This window comes from Bizionia gelidisalsuginis (genome assembly GCF_008086185.1).
GTDB lineage: Bacteria > Bacteroidota > Bacteroidia > Flavobacteriales > Flavobacteriaceae > Bizionia > Bizionia saleffrena.
In genome coordinates, this window is the sequence record NZ_VSKN01000009.1 from 1 (window position 1) to 17729 (window position 17729).

General features: G+C 34.3%; 16 protein-coding genes and 1 pseudogene. All 17 read right to left on the bottom strand.

The genetic code is table 11. The annotated features are described in order from the left end of the window. Positions 1–458 (bottom strand): annotated as a pseudogene (locus ES677_RS15490) (hypothetical protein); the annotation flags it as partial. 36 nt (positions 459–494) lie between these two features. Beyond that, positions 495–668, bottom strand: a complete 174-nt coding sequence (locus ES677_RS15495; RefSeq protein ID WP_211357868.1) for a transposase — start codon at positions 666–668, stop codon at positions 495–497. A 108-nt stretch (positions 669–776) separates the two neighbouring features. Further along, positions 777–1439 (bottom strand): ribulose-phosphate 3-epimerase, encoded by a 663-nt coding sequence (gene rpe / locus ES677_RS08140; RefSeq protein WP_148368427.1) that lies wholly within the window; start codon positions 1437–1439, stop codon positions 777–779. Positions 1440–1468: 29 nt separating this feature from the next. Beyond that, complete coding sequence (locus ES677_RS08145; protein WP_148380981.1) at positions 1469–1888, bottom strand: BLUF domain-containing protein; 420 nt, start codon at positions 1886–1888, stop codon at positions 1469–1471. A gap of 250 nt (positions 1889–2138) precedes the next feature. Further along, positions 2139–3002 carry a sigma-70 family RNA polymerase sigma factor gene (locus ES677_RS08150; protein WP_055435630.1) on the bottom strand — a complete coding sequence of 288 codons (864 nt, stop codon included), beginning with the start codon at positions 3000–3002 and terminating at the stop codon, positions 2139–2141. Positions 3003–3153: 151 nt separating this feature from the next. Beyond that, complete coding sequence (locus ES677_RS08155) at positions 3154–4353, bottom strand: glutamate-5-semialdehyde dehydrogenase (RefSeq protein WP_148368425.1); 1200 nt, start codon at positions 4351–4353, stop codon at positions 3154–3156. Between the two features lie 12 nt (positions 4354–4365). Beyond that, on the bottom strand, positions 4366–5136 hold the full coding sequence (proB, locus tag ES677_RS08160) for a glutamate 5-kinase (RefSeq protein ID WP_148368424.1): 771 nt from the start codon (positions 5134–5136) through the stop codon (positions 4366–4368). A 15-nt stretch (positions 5137–5151) separates the two neighbouring features. Continuing rightward, positions 5152–5958, bottom strand: coding sequence for a pyrroline-5-carboxylate reductase (gene proC / locus ES677_RS08165; protein WP_148368423.1), 807 nt, complete (start codon positions 5956–5958; stop codon positions 5152–5154). 456 nt (positions 5959–6414) lie between these two features. Beyond that, a complete protein-coding gene (locus tag ES677_RS08170; protein ID WP_148380982.1) occupies positions 6415–8664 on the bottom strand; it encodes a polyribonucleotide nucleotidyltransferase in 2250 nt (749 codons plus the stop codon). Between the two features lie 170 nt (positions 8665–8834). Then, positions 8835–9104, bottom strand: coding sequence for a 30S ribosomal protein S15 (gene rpsO / locus ES677_RS08175; RefSeq protein ID WP_148368421.1), 270 nt, complete (start codon positions 9102–9104; stop codon positions 8835–8837). 450 nt (positions 9105–9554) lie between these two features. Continuing rightward, a complete protein-coding gene (locus ES677_RS08180; RefSeq protein ID WP_148380983.1) occupies positions 9555–10352 on the bottom strand; it encodes a TonB-dependent receptor in 798 nt (265 codons plus the stop codon). Positions 10353–10421: 69 nt separating this feature from the next. Then, positions 10422–11327: a hypothetical protein gene (locus ES677_RS08185; RefSeq protein ID WP_148380984.1), complete on the bottom strand. Its 906-nt coding sequence runs from the start codon at positions 11325–11327 to the stop codon at positions 10422–10424. 248 nt (positions 11328–11575) lie between these two features. Next, positions 11576–11860: a carboxypeptidase-like regulatory domain-containing protein gene (locus ES677_RS08190; RefSeq protein ID WP_148380985.1), complete on the bottom strand. Its 285-nt coding sequence runs from the start codon at positions 11858–11860 to the stop codon at positions 11576–11578. A 21-nt stretch (positions 11861–11881) separates the two neighbouring features. Then, positions 11882–12430: a GLPGLI family protein gene (locus ES677_RS08195; RefSeq protein WP_148380986.1), complete on the bottom strand. Its 549-nt coding sequence runs from the start codon at positions 12428–12430 to the stop codon at positions 11882–11884. Positions 12431–12934: 504 nt separating this feature from the next. Next, the gene (accD, locus tag ES677_RS08200; RefSeq protein ID WP_148368546.1) at positions 12935–13792 is read right to left on the bottom strand and encodes an acetyl-CoA carboxylase, carboxyltransferase subunit beta; all 858 of its coding nucleotides are present in this window, start codon (positions 13790–13792) and stop codon (positions 12935–12937) included. Positions 13793–13972: 180 nt separating this feature from the next. Continuing rightward, complete coding sequence (fbaA, locus tag ES677_RS08205) at positions 13973–15040, bottom strand: class II fructose-bisphosphate aldolase (RefSeq protein WP_148368415.1); 1068 nt, start codon at positions 15038–15040, stop codon at positions 13973–13975. Between the two features lie 126 nt (positions 15041–15166). Beyond that, positions 15167–17698, bottom strand: a complete 2532-nt coding sequence (gene tamL / locus ES677_RS08210; protein WP_148380987.1) for a translocation and assembly module lipoprotein TamL — start codon at positions 17696–17698, stop codon at positions 15167–15169. Positions 17699–17729 lie beyond the last annotated feature (31 nt).

Here is a 17729-nt window from a genome sequence, read left to right on the forward strand (position 1 = left end):
AATAAATGATTGGCTTTAAGTATTCTAAAGAGCTTATCCCTTCCTGTTTTTATCTTTTTTAAATCCTCTTCTAACAAATAATATAGTTTTCTTGTACCTAAACGTGGCATCTTCATTCTTAATACACGAACCAAATCGATGACTTGTTGTGCTAAACTTTGCTTGCGCAGTTTTGATTTTTTAGTTCGGTAATATACCTGTCTATTTACCCCAAGTAATCCGCAAGTAGAAACTATTGTTTCTTTGGTTTGCTCTCGGTATTGATCGATAACTTGGGTGTGTAATTTTTTCTTATTTTGAATATCATACTCTCTTTTAGCCATATCAACCAACATATCAAAAATAATAACCTTTTTGTCTGATCGTTCTGATAAATGTTCCGCTCTAACTTTTTGTTTTTCTAACAGCTTAACTTTTGCTTCTAGCTCAAGTATTCTTTGTTCAGGTGTTTTAGACATAGTAACGGGTGTTTGATTTTCCCAATCAAAATTACCCTATTTTTTTAACCATTTAGTTACAGTGGAGTCACTTTGAATACCATATTTGGTCTGTGCTTGACCTTTTGTAAGAAGTCCTTGTTCAACTTCTTGAACAATTTGTAGTTTAAAATAAAGTGAGTAATCTTTTTGGGAGCGCTTTACGTGCCCAGTGTTTTCTATGCGTTTCATTACACTATTGTTTTAGTGTATCGCTATTTCAGGACGGGACAAAAACATAAAAAAAGAGACTGCAATTTAACTGCAGTCTCTTTTTTTTTAAACACGAGTCTTAAGAAGTTAGCTATTCGCTAGTACTCTTAAGTCTTTTATTGCTATTGTTGGGTTATCACTTTTAAAAACATAGCTACCAGCAACAAGAGCGTCTGCTCCTGCATCTATTAATTGTTTTGTATTTTTATTAGTAACACCGCCATCTACTTCAATAAGTGTCGTTGCGTTTTTACTTTTAATAAGCGCTTTTAACGCTTTTACTTTATTATACGTGTTTTCAATAAAGCTTTGTCCACCAAAACCTGGGTTTACACTCATTATCAACACTAAGTCAATATCGTTAATGGTGTCTTCTAAGACATTAATATTGGTATGCGGATTAAGTGCTACTCCTGCTTTCATTCCTTCAGCTTTTATAGCTTGTAATGTACGGTGCAAATGTGTGCACGCCTCGTAATGCACTGTCAAGATATCGCTACCTAAGTCTGCAAAATCTTTAATGTACCGATCTGGGTCGACAATCATTAAATGAACATCGATTGTTTTTGTAGCGTGTTTAGTAATCGCTTTTAATACGGGCATTCCGTAAGAGATATTGGGTACGAAGACACCATCCATAATATCAATATGAAACCAATCGGCATCACTAGCGTTTATCATTTCTATATCACGCTGTAAGTTCGCGAAGTCTGCAGCTAATACAGAGGGAGCAATTAATTTTGAAGACATAATGTAAGTTGTATTGTTGTACCGCAAAATTAGGGTAATTCTGGATGTTCTTGAAGTAGATTCGCTAAAAAATTTGAAAATACATAGCTGTACTCTTTATTATTTACTTCTAAATGATTAACATATTCTTGTAAAGCGTATAGGGAGTCCATATTTTGTAATACAGAGTAATCGACTTCAAAACTACTAAAGGTTAACTCTTTTATAGGTTCGTTTAAAATTACTATAATGTCTTTATGCCTATTATTTTTAAGTATATTACTAAACAAAGCGTCTACTTTAGAAGCTTCTCCTTCTATAATCTCTAAAAAGGTGTTTTCGTGTAAGACTAGAAGGCCTACAATACGATCGTCATCATTTCTTTTTTTAACCTCATCAACTAAAACCATATTCTCTAAGATTGATTTATGGTTTTTAGGGTGGCTTTTATAACATATTGTCTTAATCATTATTTCAATACCATTTTCTTTATAACATAGGGTAAATGTAATAATATTATTCCGTTAAATGATGTTCCTTGGCTAATAACTATTAAACTTATTCTTTAATTGTTATAGAGCTTATTTCTATTAAACAAACAAACCCACGGTAATCAGCCGTGGGTTTTTTCATCAATCAAAAAACGAACAGTTTTAGTACCCACGAAAGTGGATATCTCACCGGAGTGAGCATATACTGTTTGTTAAAGTTACCCGGATGTTATCCTAAGTACGTTTTTAATATTTTACTGCGAGACGTGTGTTTTAATCTACGAATTGCTTTTTCTTTAATCTGTCTTACACGTTCTCTTGTTAAGTCGAATGTTTCTCCTATTTCTTCAAGAGTCATTGGGTGTTGGTTACCTAAACCAAAGTATAGTCTAATAACATCAGCTTCACGAGGCGTTAATGTTTCAAGAGCTCTTTCAATCTCTGTACGCAACGATTCGTGTAGTAATTCGCGGTCAGGATTTGGAGATTCTCCAGAGTTTAATACATCGTAAAGGTTAGAATCTTCACCTTCAACTAATGGGGCATCCATACTGACGTGACGTCCAGAATTCTTCATAGATTCTTTAACGTCGTTAATAGTCATATCTAACTCCTTTGCAATTTCTTCAGCACTTGGCGGACGCTCGTGTGCTTGCTCTAGAAATGCAAAAGTTTTGTTTATTTTGTTAATAGAACCAATTTTATTAAGCGGTAAACGCACAATACGAGATTGTTCGGCTAAGGCTTGTAAAATAGATTGTCTAATCCACCAAACAGCATAAGAGATAAATTTAAAACCACGAGTTTCATCGAAACGCTGTGCGGCTTTAATTAAACCTAAATTACCTTCATTAATTAAATCGGGTAAAGTTAACCCTTGGTTTTGGTATTGCTTAGCTACCGATACAACGAAACGTAAGTTTGCCTTAGTTAACTTCTCAAGTGCGATCTGGTCACCAGCCTTGATACGTTGCGCTAATTCTACTTCTTCGTCTGCGGTAATTAAGTCAACTTTTCCAATTTCTTGAAGATATTTATCTAATGAAGCGGTCTCCCTATTGGTTACCTGCTTGGTAATTTTAAGTTGTCTCATCTAAAGTAAAGTGATTTTATGGCGTGAATAATCTGCTATCGGTAGTTATACGTAAGTAGAGTTGATTTTGTTACAAAAAAAAGGCTTTAAATAAAATTAATTATTTAAAGCCTTGATATTTAATTAGTTGTAATGTAATTTTTATTAAAAATTACTCTCTTATATGTCCGTCGCCAAATACGTAGTATTTATTGGTTACTAGTTGTTTTAATCCTAAGGGCCCACGGTGGTGTAACTTATCGGTACTAATGGCGAGTTCTGCGCCAACACCCATTTGGCCACCATCGGTAAATCGAGTAGAGGCGTTATGGTACACGGCTGCGCTGTCTACTTGTTCCATAAATGTAGCTGCTTTGCTCTTGCTTTCGGTTAAAATAACTGCCGAATGCCCTCCAGAATATTTATTAATTAGAGAAATTGATTGGTCTAAATCTTCAGCTTCAGCAATTAATAACTTCATAGCTAAAAATTCTTGATACCATATAGATTCCTCTTTAATCTGTTCTTCGTTGGGTAGAATGGCTCCAATAGCTTTATCAACGACCAAAGCAACGTTTAACTGCTTCAGTACTTGTTGTAATTCTTTTACCTTATTCTCGTAATTTGGAATGTTTTTATTGATAAGTACTTTATCTAGAGCGTTACATCCAGAAATTTTATCGGTTTTAGCGTTTACGATTACTTTTACCGTTTTGTCCCAATCGGCGTCTTCGGCAACGTATAGAAAGTTATTTCCGCGACCACTAATAAGTACCGCACAAGAGGCATTATCTTTAACGAATTTTATTAAGCGTTCTCCACCTCTAGGTACTACTAAGTCTAATTTTTCGGTAGGATTTCGTAAAAATTCTTGCGTTTCTTCACGTTTAAGGTGTAATAATCTAATCCAATCTTTAGACAAATTATTTTCTTCTAATGCTTCTTGCCAACATTTTTCAAGGATTAAATTACTGTGTATCGCTTCTTTTCCTCCTTTTAAAAGAATCTTATTATTAGCTTTAAAAGCGAGTACTGCAGCTTCGATGGTAACATCTGGGCGAGATTCGTAAATAATTAAAATAGTACCAAAAGGTGCTGTTCTATTCGTTATTTCTAATCCGCTATCTAAAGTAATGCTCGAAATTTCTCTATTTACAGGATCTTCTTGCTGTCTCACTTTTTTAATAGCGTTTATCATCTCGTCAATTTTAGACTCATTGACAATTAAACGGTCGTAAAGTGCTCGATCTTCTTTATCAAAAGCTTCTAAATCCTTTTTGTTTTCTGTAAGTATTGCGGCTCTATCTCTATCTAATATGCGCATCATTGCATCGAGAACCTTATTTTTTAAATCTATTGGTAGTAATTTCATTTGATTTATTTTTTAAAGTATAAATTTTGTTCCAATCTCTTTATTATCGATAATATCTACAATTACATTTTGTCTTTTTCCGTTTGCGATATAGGTTGGAATCTCTTTACTAGCGGTGCTTTTAGCGATCTTTAATTTTGAAGCCATACCGCCACGGCCTTCTCCTTCTTTTTTAATAGAGGCTTGAACATACTGTTCCACATCTTGGTTGCAGCTCACTTCTGTAATTCTTTCTGAATCCTCGTCGTCTGGATCCCCAGTATACAATCCATCAGTATCCGAAAGTATAATCAATCGATCTGCATCGATTAATTCTGCAACTAAGCTGGCGAGTTCATCATTATCTGAAAACATAGACATCGTTAATGAAACGGCATCATCTTCATTGGCAATAGGAATAATACCTTCCGATAAAAGACCCTCATAACAATTAATCATGTTTTGTCGGTGTACACCAATATCGAAATCCCTTTTAGTGGCTAAAACCTGACCGCAACGCATTCCATAGTCGTGAAATAAACTATAGTAATGGCGCATCATACGGGGTTGTCCTACCGATGAATAGACTTGGCGTCTTGTTGAAGCATCGGTTATATTAGTATCGCCTATAACTTCTCTTCCTGCGATTGCAGCACCAGAAGACACTAAAACTACCATAATATCGCGTTCATATAGTACCGAAATCTGGCGTACTAATTCTTTTAAAATAGGGTGTAATATGCGATTATCTTTATTCGTTATTACATTTGTGCCAACTTTTACTACTATTCTTTTAATATCCATAATTGTGTGTTTTAATTAATACTCTTTCCCCAATTCGATAGCTCTATTAAAAGCAGAGTAAGCAGCATCTTGAATGAGTTGCTTAACATTATTATCTTCCATAGAATCTATAGCCGCCTGGGTTGTTCCTCCTTTAGAGGCTACACGAGCGATCCAGCTTTCTGGTGAAATATCATTTTGGTTAAACAATTCGATAGCACCTTCAAACGTACTACTTACTAATACTTTAGAATCGAATTCTGAAAAGCCCATTTTTAATGCGGCTTCAAGCATAGATTGCATAAAGTAAAATACGTAAGCTGGACCACTACCAGAAATTCCTGTAGAGGCATCAATAAAGTTTTCTGTGTCAACGTGAATAGAAGTTCCTGTTGTGTCTAATAAATTACGAACCATTATAAGTTCTATTTTAGACACCTCTTTAGATTCTGTGTAAGACGTTACACCTTTACCCACTTGTGCCGGTAAATTAGGCATTGTTCTAATTACTTTTTTTACGTCTAATTGGTCTTGTATTAATTGGATAGTTACACCCGCCATTAACGATACAAATAATTGCTCATTGTTAATTAATGGTTTCATTTTTTTAAATAATTCTTCGCAGTGAAAAGGTTTTACTGCTATAAATACAACATCGGCTTTTGGTAGACAATCCTCGAGGTTGTCAAAAACATTAAATTCTGGTTGCTGACTTAATACCTCAATTTTTTTTGGATCAGTATCGTATATTCTTAATTTGTGCTTACTCAGTAAAGGCGATGTTGCCATACCTTCAGAATAAGTTAATCCCATATTTCCTGCTCCAATTACTAATACTTTCATTTTGTATGTTATTAATTTTAATTAATTATACAAGATACTGTGCAAATACTGTGCTGAAGTCCTATTTCTGATTTTTTTTTTATATAATAAGCATTATGTTAACATAGTTATGCAATTTATGAACATATCTGCTTAGAATTGTGATGTTGATAAGAATTTCATGAAATAGTTATGAGATAGTAAATCCTGTACTTTGATTTTGAGTTAAAAAGGTGACATATTGTCTTTAAAAGGCGCTTTATTTTAAATATAATGAAGTGTTTTGACTCTTTTTATAAAAATAATCGCGATTTATTGAATATGAAGTGCCTAGTTTAGGGTTTTATAATTTAAAAAAAGATAACTACAATAGTGCGCGTTGCAAATTAATGTTTCTCTTCTTTAAGATGTACAAAGCACAATAAAAAAGCCCTTCAAAATAAATTGAAGGGCTTTGAGTTATTTTAAAAGAAGGTTTTAGTCTTCTTTCTTTTCTTCTCGAGGTTTTCTGTCGTCTCTGCGGTTATCGCGTCCACGGTTATCTCTACCTTTATTACGGTCGTTACTACGATCGTTTTCTCTTGGCGGTCTTTCTTTAAACCCTTCTGGTTTTGGTAAAATCGCTTTACGAGATACTTTTTCTTTTCGTGTTCTTGGATCTAAACCAAAGTATTTCACATCAAAAACATCGCCCATATTTACAACGTCGCTCACGTTTTCAGTGCGCTCCCAAGCCAATTCGCTTACGTGTAATAGAACTTCGTTTCCTGGTGCATCTAAATACTCTACGACAGCACCGAAATCAAGCATTTTGATAACTTTTACTTCATAAACGCTACCTACAGTAGGTTTAAACAAGATAGAATCTATTTTTGCCATAACAGCATCAATACCTTCATTACCAACGCCTAAAATTTCTACGATACCTTCTTCGGTAATAGCGTCTTCACTAATTACAATAGTAGTTCCAGTTTCTTTTTGCATTTCTTGAATCACTTTTCCTCCAGGACCAATTAATGCACCAATGAATTCATTAGGTACACGTCTTGTAATCATTTTTGGAGAATGTGGCTTCACATCTGCAGCCGGAGCAGGAATGGTATCTGTTATTTTACCTAAGATATGTAAACGACCATCGCGTGCTTGTCTTAGTGCATTCACTAAAATTTCGTAGCTTAATCCTTTTACTTTAATATCCATTTGGCAAGCTGTAATACCATCAGCAGTACCGGTTACTTTAAAGTCCATATCTCCTAAATGATCTTCATCACCTAAGATATCAGACAATACAGCGTATTTTCCAGAATCAGCATCAGAGATTAATCCCATTGCGATACCAGAAACTGGCTTTTTCATTTGAACACCAGCATCCATAAGTGCCATAGTTCCAGCACAAACTGTTGCCATAGAAGACGAACCGTTAGATTCTAAAACTTCAGAGACAACACGTACAGTATATGGGCAATCTTCTGGAATCATACCTTTTAATGCACGTTGTGCTAAATTACCGTGTCCTACTTCTCTACGAGAGGTACCACGAATTGGTCTAGCTTCTCCTGTACAAAAAGGAGGGAAGTTATAATGTAAATAGAAACGCTCTTCACCTTCAAAAGAGGGCATATCTATTTGGTTTGCATCTCTAGAAGTACCTAAAGTAACCGTCGCTAATGCTTGAGTTTCTCCACGTGTAAAGATTGCAGAACCGTGTGTAGACGGTAAATAATCTAACTCACACCAGATTGGTCTAATCTCGTCGGTTTTACGACCATCTAAACGCAATCCTTCATTTAAGGTTAAATCGCGAATGGCCGCTTTTTCAGCTTTGCGATAATAATCTGAAACTAAACCACCATAATCTTCTAATTCTTCTTCAGAAAAAGTAGCTTTAATATCTTCTTTTATTTTTTGAAAAGCAGCACTTCTTTCATGTTTAGCAGATCCCGCTTTTGCTATAGCATACACTTTATCGTAAGCCATATCATGAATTTTCTTCGCTAAATCGTCTTCTACTCTTTCACCATCATAGTCACGAACATCTTTCTTTCCAAATGCTTCTGCCAATCTTAATTGCGCAGCACATTGTACTTTAATCGCTTCATGAGCAAACTTAATGGCTTCAGCCATTTCTTCTTCAGAAATCTCATCCATTTCACCTTCTACCATCATTACAGAATCGGCAGAAGCACCAATCATCATATCTAAATCAGATTCTAACAATTGAGCACGTGTAGGGTTAATTACAAATTCGCCATTGACACGACCAACTCTAGCTTCAGAGATAGCACATTCGAATGGTAAATCTGACAACTGAATAGCTGCCGAAGCTGCTAAACCTGCCATAGCATCTGGCATAACGTCATCGTCATGAGACATTAATTGAATCATTACCTGCGTTTCAGCGGTGTAATCTTTTGGAAATAATGGACGTAAAACACGGTCTACTAAACGCATTGTTAATACTTCGCCATCACTTGGTCTTGCTTCTCTTTTAAAGAAGCCACCTGGGTAACGTCCTGCGGCAGCAAATTTCTCTCTGTAATCTACCGTTAACGGTAAAAAATTAAGATCTTTTTGCTCGTAATTGGAAACTACTGTACATAATAACATACATTTTCCTGACTGAACAACAACAGACCCATGCGCCTGTTTTGCTAATTTTCCGGTTTCGATAGAAATTTCTCTTCCATCACCAAGGTCTATGACCTCTCTAAAAACTTTTGGAATCATATTTTTTTTAATTCTAATTAAACAATGGTCGTTGTGTTGTAGTTGTAGTAGTAGTTGTGTGACCAATGAAAAACTGTAATTAGCTTCTTCAACACGTATTTTAGACTCTTGCGTTTGAGTAGGATTATATAGTAAAAAACCACGCTTGTGGGCGTGGTTTTAGAGATATATTATTTTCTTAATCCTAATTCTTTAATAATTGCACGATATCTTAAGACATCTTTCTTAGTTAAATAGTCAAGTAAAGCTCTTCTTTTACCTACTAATTTTACTAGTGAACGCTCAGTATTATAATCTTTACGATTGTTTTTTAAGTGTCCAGTTAAATGGCTAATTCTGTATGTGAATAAAGCAATTTGTCCTTCTGCTGAACCGGTATCTTTAACTCCGTTACCGTGTTTTGTGAAGATTTCTTCTTTTTCTTTTTGATCTAAATACATGCTAATATTGTTGTAAATGATTGTTATGTAAACGAAAGAGTATCTTTCGATTTGCAAATATACTTATTTTTATTGAGATGCAAATACATACAAATAAAAAAACGTGTAGGTTTTTTAAAAGCGATACTTTACTAGGCCAAAAACATATCTTGGTAGCAATTGTGTTGACGATTTATAGGCTGTAAACTCGCTTATATTATTAATAGTAAACACGTTTTCATTGTTTAAGTTGTTAAAAACTAGCTGGTATGAGAATCTTGACTTTTTAGGAGTATAATCTAAATTAATATCTATAAATGAATAATTACCATCAGTAGTACGATAAAATTTGTTCTGTAGTGTCGCTATCCAGGCTTTAGAAAGTTTATAAGTGAAATTTAAATTTATAGTTTTCCAATTTGTTTTTGATGCAATAGAATTAAAGATAGACTTAGCCGTATTAAAAATAAATTAGAAGTTTAAATTTATAGGAAGTTTAAAATAAGTGGTGCCAGATAAGAAATAAGAAGAGGTGTAAGAATCTAAATCTTGAAATCCCGAAGTGTTTACTTGAACTAAACTATTGGTCCAAGTTTGAGAGGTCCCTAAATTGGTTGAGAGATTTAGTTTTTTAAAGTAGGAGGTAAAGTCAATGTTTGAAGACAATACATCCTCGCTATTTACAAATTTGGAACTCGAAAACAGCAAATCTTGATCTATTCTGTTTTCTGTAGAATATTTCCCATTAGAATTAACATATTGCATTCTTATAGAAACTGTTTTGGTTTGCTTATTATTTTTTAAGCGATAATTAAAAGTAAAGCTATTCCTTCTTGGGAATTCTATGTTTTGTGTTCCTCTTATAAAGGTATTGTAACTACCGAGTTGATAATTTGGTAATAGTATATTGGCTTGGGGTGTACTATAACTTTTAGAATAACTAAAACTAAGGGCTCCTATTTTTAAGTTTTTTAAACCTAATCTTCCTTTGGGACTTAAAATCCAGTCGTTGTTTTTAACATAACCCGCATTGACATCAATATAATCTAACGAAAGTCCAGCAGATAGTTCTATATGTTTTGAGAGGGCATAATTTAAATTGGATTTAAACTTCAGGGTGTTTTGTTTAAAATCAGTAGTATTCTGTAAACTGTCAATTGCTGTGTAATTTTCTGAGTCTTGTAAAAGAAACTGGTTCTCTCTTTGTTCGGTTACAGATTCATAACCCACTTCCAAATAACTTTCAAAGTCACCAAAGCGAATAAGCATAGTAGATTTTCCGCCTAATATTGAGTTTATATCTTTGGATATGTTACTAATAGTTGTGGTGTCTGGTTGCTAGAATATGTTGTTCAGTACCGGTGATTTAATATGTGCTTGTTGCTTAATTGTATTCTGTCCGAAATAGAAATAAGAGTGCAGAGCTTTTTTATGACCTAATAAATAACTGTGATTTAAATGATTATTAACCGACTGGTTTTTCATTTCCAAGCTTTCAATAATCGCGTTATCATTAAATAATAAACGCTTAGTGGTTGTTTCGGGTTTGTTGTTATATACTAAAACATTTTTAAAATATGATTTTTCGCTGCCGGCATATTTTAACTCTATTTCTACTCCTGCAACCTCATTGTTGCGTTTCGTGTTAACACTCTCCGTATAAACTATAGGCGGCTCATTCGTGTTAAAGGTTGTTTTAGATGAGAATAGCTGGTCTTCATTATCGTTAGAGTAATAGGCTGTTCCTCTAAGTTTTAAGTTTGGTGTTACGCTAGTAACAAAACTTAATGCATTAATAAAAGCGTTATTAAATGTGCTTTGCCCTTCTTTAAAAACGGAACTCTCCGTACTAGCTATTGTATATATAGGATTGGCGTTAGATTCTATTTTCTGTTCTCTAAATGAGGTGTTGTTACCCGCAGAAGAAGAGGCTTCTTCTAATTGGTCTGAAGCTTTTGTACCTAGATTATTGTAATTATTGAAGTTGAAAAATTTAACTTTTTTACGAATCAATCCTACGTTAGAAGTTAATTTAACTCTGTCTTTAGTACCTAAACCAAGAGAAGCATTACCAAACCAAATGTTTTTATAGCCTTCTTTTAGAACTAAATTTAAAGCCACTCTTTCTGAAGTAATCACTTTTGCTAAAATAGGGTTATCTTCAAATTCATCTAATATCTCTAAAGCATCTAAGACCTTTGCATCCAGGTTTTTTGAAAGAATAGTATAGTTTTTGTCAAACATATCTTCACCTTCAATTAGTAGTTTGTCAATAAATTTACCGTGTGCCTTAATAGTTCCATTTTTTTAAACTTCAATACCAGGTAACCGTTTTAAAACATCTTCTATGGTTTGTTCTGTTCCGCTATTAAATGCTTTTACTTTGTATGTCGTTGTATTACCTTCTTTTTTTTATTTTTCTGAAGGATTTAAAATCACTTCACTTAAGGCTTCTACTTTAATTTTTAAAATAAAGGAAAACGTATGCTCTTTTACGTTAGGTGTAAGTTTAAGCGTGTCTGTTTTTTTTCAAACCCAAAACTTTGAGCAGACACTATAATATGGTTTGTAAAATTGAACTGTGTTTCTAAAACATAAGCACCATTTGTTTCTGTTAAGGCATAAGCCACTATATTATTGTCTGAATCGTAAACAACAACACTTGCATTTTCTATGGCATTGTTATCGCTGTCTAGTACAAAGCCACTAATTTTAGTTTGTGCTAATGCGAAAAACGGTGATAGAATAAAAAAAGTAATTCCTAAAATTAGTTTCATATAATGGGTGTAGCCGACTAATTAAAAGGATTCAATAAACGCTTCACTTTTAATTTTTTGTTCTGGAACTTCTGCATTATATTTTTCTGCAATAAGTATGGAGTTTATTTTCATTTTCTCGTAAATATCATCCAGTCTATCTTTAAAGCCTTGTAGCGAATGCCAAGTGTTTGGGTGGTCTTTTGGTCGCTTTAGTTGCGTAATAATAGCGGTATTAGTGGTTGGGTATTCTATGCTTTTAAAATAAAAATACATTTCTTTATTGGCATCATAAGCCTCTAAAATTAAACCTGGTAAACCTTGTAGTTTCCAAGGGCCATAAGGGAGTGGTATGTCTAAAGCATACCAAGCAGTGTAACTACGGCCTCTGTAATTTGCTACGGCTTGATGTACTGTAAACTTTCCTATTTGTTTGGTCTTGTTGTTTAATTGCCAATTTATTTTTGGTGTTTTTTCTGCAACATAAAAATCTATCCATTGATTCCAGTAAATGCTATCTTTTTCTCCATTGTTATACACTTGGTTACCATACTGTGTGGTTAGTTGTCCTAAATATGAGCGAACACTCATACCGTCTTCACTACTGTATCATAATAAGTTGATTCATATCCATCTGGACAAACAACAGTTACCAAAGGATATTTTTTAACACTGGAGCTTCTTCAATTGGAGTAGCGGAAACACTCATTAGGGATAAACCTAAAACAAAAAGTCCCAATGACATAATTTTTTTCATAATAAATAATTTTAAACCAATAACATAATAGTGGTTGCTTAATAGATTTGAGAAGTCGTTTAAAAAACCAAATAGTTTAAATTGAGTACTCGTAATTTGGCGTTTTATTTATCAGAATCTGCAAAAAAATGACTCCAAAATAATTTGATTGAATTTTCTAACAACTCGAAAATAAAAAATAATAAATCAAAGCCCGTTACTTTTTAGCAGGTTTATTTGCATTTAATCGATTAGTGCTATTTAAAGTAGTTTTCTATTACGGTAAAAACCGTAAAAACAAAAAAAATGGCATACGCTTAATAAAACGTATGCCATTTAGAGGGGTGTAATTTAATTATTTAATCGCGCATTGGCTGGTTAGTAATTAAATCTATGTATTGGTTTACTTTATCTTTTAATAATTTTCTATGTGTAATGAAATCTAAGAACCCGTGTTCTAATAAAAATTCGGCGGTTTGAAATCCTTTTGGTAATTCTTTACCTGTGGTGTCTCTAACAATTCGCGGTCCTGCAAAACCAATTAAAGCACCAGGCTCACTAATATTAATATCGCCTAGCATAGCGAAAGATGCTGTTGTACCTCCTGTAGTAGGGTCTGTACATAATGAAATGTACGGAATTCCAGCGTCTGCTAATTGTGCTAATTTTACAGATGTTTTAGCTAATTGCATTAACGATAATGCCGCTTCCATCATTCTTGCGCCTCCAGATTTTGAAATAATCATAAAAGGAAGCTTGTGTTTTAAAGCATAGTCTCCAGCGCGTGCAATTTTTTCTCCAACAACACTTCCCATAGAACCGCCAATAAAAGCGAAATCCATACAAGCAATAACCATTTCTTTTCCTTTAGATTTTCCTACGGCTGTACGTACGGCATCGGTTAAGTTTGTTTTTGTTTGTGCTGCTTTTAAACGGTCTGGATATTTTTTAGTGTCTTCGAATTTTAAAGGGTCTTTAGAAGACAAGTCTTTATCGAATTCTTTAAATTTATTATCGTCGAATAAAATTTCGAAATACTCTTTACTTCCTATTCTTACGTGGTAGCCATCTTCTGGACTTACGTAGAAGTTCTTCTCCAATTCTTTAGAGTCTACTATCTTACCGGTTGGAGATTTATACCACAGTCCTTTTGGAATGTCTTTTTTCTCTTCGGTGGTTGTATGTATTCCTTTTCCTTTTCTTTTAAACCAAGCCATTGTATCTGCCATTTTTAGTTTGTTGCGATTATAGAATAGTCATCTAAATCGCTGCGTTAAGGATTAAGCAATGTGTTTGAGCTCTTTGTTTTTTTACTTAAAAAAACAAAAGCGAGTTGCGAAAGCCTGACCACAAAATTAAAGTTTTGTTTTTAATTTTGTGGTAACGCCATTAAAATTTTATAAAGTATTTACATTATTAAGGTCTTCGAACGCTTTTTTAAGGCGATCTACGAAAGCTAACTCTCCCCTTCTAAGCCATACTCTTGGATCGTAATATTTTTTATTTGGTACTTCACCTCCTTCTGGATTACCAATTTGCGACTGTAAATAATCCGTTTTTTCGGCCATATAATCGCGCACTCCTGTGGTGAACGCGTATTGCATATCGGTATCGATATTCATTTTAATAACACCGTAACCTATAGCTTCTCTAATTTTTTCTAGAGATGACCCGGAACCGCCGTGAAAAACGAAATCGATATGGTTATGCTCTACATTGAATTTTTTAGAAATGTATTCTTGTGAATTTTTAAGAATTTCTGGAGTCAGTTTTACGTTTCCTGGTTTGTACACCCCGTGAACATTTCCAAAGGCAGCTGCAATAGTAAACTGGTCGCTTACTTTACTTAGCTCTTCGTAAGCGTAGGCTACTTCTTCGGGTTGGGTGTATAATTTAGATTCGTCGACATCGCTATTATCTACACCATCTTCTTCACCGCCGGTAATTCCTAATTCTATTTCTAGGGTCATTCCCATTTTGCTCATTCGTGCTAAATACTGTTTGCAAATGGCTATGTTTTCTTCAAGTGGTTCTTCACTTAAATCAATCATATGCGAGCTATATAATGGTTTTCCTGTTTCTTTAAAGTGCTTTTCGCTGGCATCTAGTAAACCATCTATCCAAGGTAATAATTTTTTCGCACAATGGTCTGTATGTAAAATTACTGGTACACCGTAAGCTTCGGCTAATAAGTGCACGTGTTTTGCTCCGGCAATACTTCCTAAAATGGCGGCTTGATGGTTGTCGTTACTTAGTCCTTTACCGGCGTTAAACACACCACCACCATTAGAAAATTGTATAATGACTGGCGCATTTAAAGCGGCCGCTGTTTCCAGTACGCCGTTAATACTGCTTGATCCTACAACGTTTACTGCTGGAAGTGCAAAGCCTTTTTCTTTCGCCAATTTAAAAATTGCTTGAACTTCTTTTCCAGTTGCTACTCCGGGTTTTATTTGGTGTGCCATTTGTTATGGTTTTTTTATTGAAAATTTGAACGTCAAAAGTAATGAATTTTGATTAATTCTCTAAGAGTTGTTAGGTAATTGGAGTGGCCGTTTCTTTTAAAGTTTCTAAAGCGACTAAACACCCCCTTAAAACGGATAGTTTATACCTATATTATATACTGCATTGGCAAAATTGTAGTTGGTAAACCAACGGTTGTTTTCTGGGTATGAGGGATCGTAAGTTTTAAACCCGATATCTCCTCTTAGTATAAAAAACGTGAAATCGTATCGCAAGCCAAACCCAGAACCAATGGCGATATCTTTTAAAGAAGCAAAGGAATTAAAAGTGGCTCTATCGTCTTTTACATCGTCGAGAACATTCCAAATATTTCCTGCATCGATAAATAAAGCACCGTTTACGGGGCCTGAGATATTAAACCGTTGTTCTATACTATAGGCTACTTTTAAATTGGCTTCGTTAAACTCGTTGGTACTTTGTAAACTTCCCGGACCTAAATCGTAAGGCGACCATGCGCGATTGTCGTTAGCACCACCAGCAAAGAAACTTTTCGAAAACGGAATGTTAGACGAGTTGCCATACGGAATAGCAATACCTAAAAAGGAACGCATAGCCAACACGTTTTTATTACCCAAATCCCAATATTTTACATAATCGATTTCCGATTTTATGTATTGAGAAAAGGCCACGTTAAAGACTTCGTAACGGTCGTTTTTATTTTTTTTATTTCCCAGTATTTTTGAAACGTTTGCCAATACGTTGCCCGCCAACTCAAAGCGCAAACGCAAGATGGAGAAATCGTTATCGAATAAATTATCGCGCTTGTCTTTTACATAACTAAAGTTGGAAGCGAAAATAAGGTTGTCTTCCGTTAGTCTATTTTTACGTTCGTTAATCGCTTTTACGGTAAGAATATCGGTATTAGAAATGGGGTTAGACAAATTACCATTAACCACATCGTTAATAAATGCATTCGTTTGGTTGGGATATTCTAAATTATTATTACCCGAAATGTATCCTGCACTTGTTGCGATATCGTTTAAGGTGTTATACGTGTTTTTATACACGCCAAAATAATTACCAATATTTAGATTTTTAACAAACTGAATATTAAAAATATCTAATCTATTCGTCACTTTTTCGTTTGGAAACCACTTGTAATTAATTCGCCCTGTAAATGTTTGTTTGTCAAGCCCTACGTTAGTCTGACTTGTAAAGGCCAAACTGAGTAAGGTTGTAGGGAACATAGATTTCGGTATTATTTTCGCGGTGTTAAAAGGTGAGAACAGCCTTGGAATACGCAATCTTAAATCGGCACCAATTTCGTTAATATCGAATAATTTATCGCGATCGTTAGCGCCATCTTTAGAGGCGCCAATGGAGGCGATTCCACTAATCTCAAGCGTTTCGGCACCTCTAAAAACATTTCTAAAGAGTAAACTCGGACTAAAAGAAAAGCCCACACTTTGTATGTTGCTTTGTGAGACTTCCCCGCTAAGGTCTAAACCGAATTTTTTTATGGGTGTTAAATAGATATTCGCTGTTAATGTGGTATCTGGATTTTCTATGTAATCAATTCTTGGGTATTTAAACGTGTTTAAATTCGAAATAATACGCGAAGTGTACGGCCTATTTTTGTCTTTAAAGACAGAGTTTGGTGTAATAAAAACGGCGTCGGTTAGCGTTTTTGGGTTATAGCGTAATTCATCGATACTATAAATTTTAAAGCCATTATAAGTTGTGGTGTCTGTAATGGTTTTATTTTTGTTTTCGAAGGTGCTATTGGTATAGATATTAACGTCTTTTACTTTATAAATATTGAAAGGCTTAAAGGACGATGAATCGCCTTGAGTTGTTTCGCGATTACTAATTTGAAGATCGACATTGACTTTTTTAGTTTTCCCGATGGAATCCATTTCAAAATAAAAGTAATCTTGCGAGAAATGAAACACACCGTTATTCCTCATAACCTCAGTTACCCGGTCTTTTTCCTTTAAAATAGTTGCTGTTTTATATTGTGTATTGGGTTGTATTAACGATTTATCTTTGGTGAGTTCGTAAAGGGAGTCTATAACCGGCGACATAATTTTTGTAGATAGCGAGTCTATGTAATACGGTTTTCCGGTTTCTATAGTGTACGTTACTTGGGCACGTTTGTTGTCATTTTTTTTTGTGATATAATTGGCTGCAACATCAAACCATCCGTTATTCCAGTAATAACTTTCTAAACGTTTTATCGATTTTTTGTTTAAAGTATCATTAATAATTACAGGAGCCTCACCTGTTCTTTTAATCCATTTATTAAAATTAATACGCGATTGGTAGTAGCGGTTTAATTGTTTCGTAGATAAAAAGCGTTCCCACCGATTTTTTCGCTTAGGGTGTTTTAAAAATTTAGCAGTAATAATAGAATCTATATTTGGTCGCGCTAAATTATAAATATGCAGACGTAATGGGGTGTCTATAAGTGGTAATTTACTATTCGGTTTTTGATAGATTAAATTTCTAACGGCTTCTTTCTTTTCTTTTTTATCGTTAACAATTAATGTTGCTTCTGTTAGTAAATGGGCATCCTCGGCAACGCGTTTTACCGTATTACATGCCGTTAAAAACCCTAGGGTTAAAATTATAAGTAGTACTTTTGAGCGCGTATTTTTCAAAAACAGAAAATTATTATTAGTTACTAGCGAG

Excerpts from the sequence above, each read along its gene's own strand:
- ES677_RS15495 (WP_211357868.1), bottom strand. The coding sequence starts at position 668 with ATGAAACGCATAGAAAACACTGGGCACGTAAAGCGCTCCCAAAAAGAT.
- rpe (WP_148368427.1), bottom strand. The coding sequence starts at position 1,439 with ATGTCTTCAAAATTAATTGCTCCCTCTGTATTAGCTGCAGACTTCGCG.
- ES677_RS08145 (WP_148380981.1), bottom strand. The coding sequence starts at position 1,888 with ATGATTAAGACAATATGTTATAAAAGCCACCCTAAAAACCATAAATCA.
- ES677_RS08150 (WP_055435630.1), bottom strand. The coding sequence starts at position 3,002 with ATGAGACAACTTAAAATTACCAAGCAGGTAACCAATAGGGAGACCGCT.
- ES677_RS08155 (WP_148368425.1), bottom strand. The coding sequence starts at position 4,353 with ATGAAATTACTACCAATAGATTTAAAAAATAAGGTTCTCGATGCAATG.
- proB (WP_148368424.1), bottom strand. The coding sequence starts at position 5,136 with ATGGATATTAAAAGAATAGTAGTAAAAGTTGGCACAAATGTAATAACG.
- proC (WP_148368423.1), bottom strand. The coding sequence starts at position 5,958 with ATGAAAGTATTAGTAATTGGAGCAGGAAATATGGGATTAACTTATTCT.
- ES677_RS08170 (WP_148380982.1), bottom strand. The coding sequence starts at position 8,664 with ATGATTCCAAAAGTTTTTAGAGAGGTCATAGACCTTGGTGATGGAAGA.
- rpsO (WP_148368421.1), bottom strand. The coding sequence starts at position 9,104 with ATGTATTTAGATCAAAAAGAAAAAGAAGAAATCTTCACAAAACACGGT.
- ES677_RS08180 (WP_148380983.1), bottom strand. The coding sequence starts at position 10,352 with ATGCTTATTCGCTTTGGTGACTTTGAAAGTTATTTGGAAGTGGGTTAT.
- ES677_RS08185 (WP_148380984.1), bottom strand. The coding sequence starts at position 11,327 with ATGTTTGACAAAAACTATACTATTCTTTCAAAAAACCTGGATGCAAAG.
- ES677_RS08190 (WP_148380985.1), bottom strand. The coding sequence starts at position 11,860 with ATGAAACTAATTTTAGGAATTACTTTTTTTATTCTATCACCGTTTTTC.
- ES677_RS08195 (WP_148380986.1), bottom strand. The coding sequence starts at position 12,430 with ATGAGTGTTCGCTCATATTTAGGACAACTAACCACACAGTATGGTAAC.
- accD (WP_148368546.1), bottom strand. The coding sequence starts at position 13,792 with ATGGCTTGGTTTAAAAGAAAAGGAAAAGGAATACATACAACCACCGAA.
- fbaA (WP_148368415.1), bottom strand. The coding sequence starts at position 15,040 with ATGGCACACCAAATAAAACCCGGAGTAGCAACTGGAAAAGAAGTTCAA.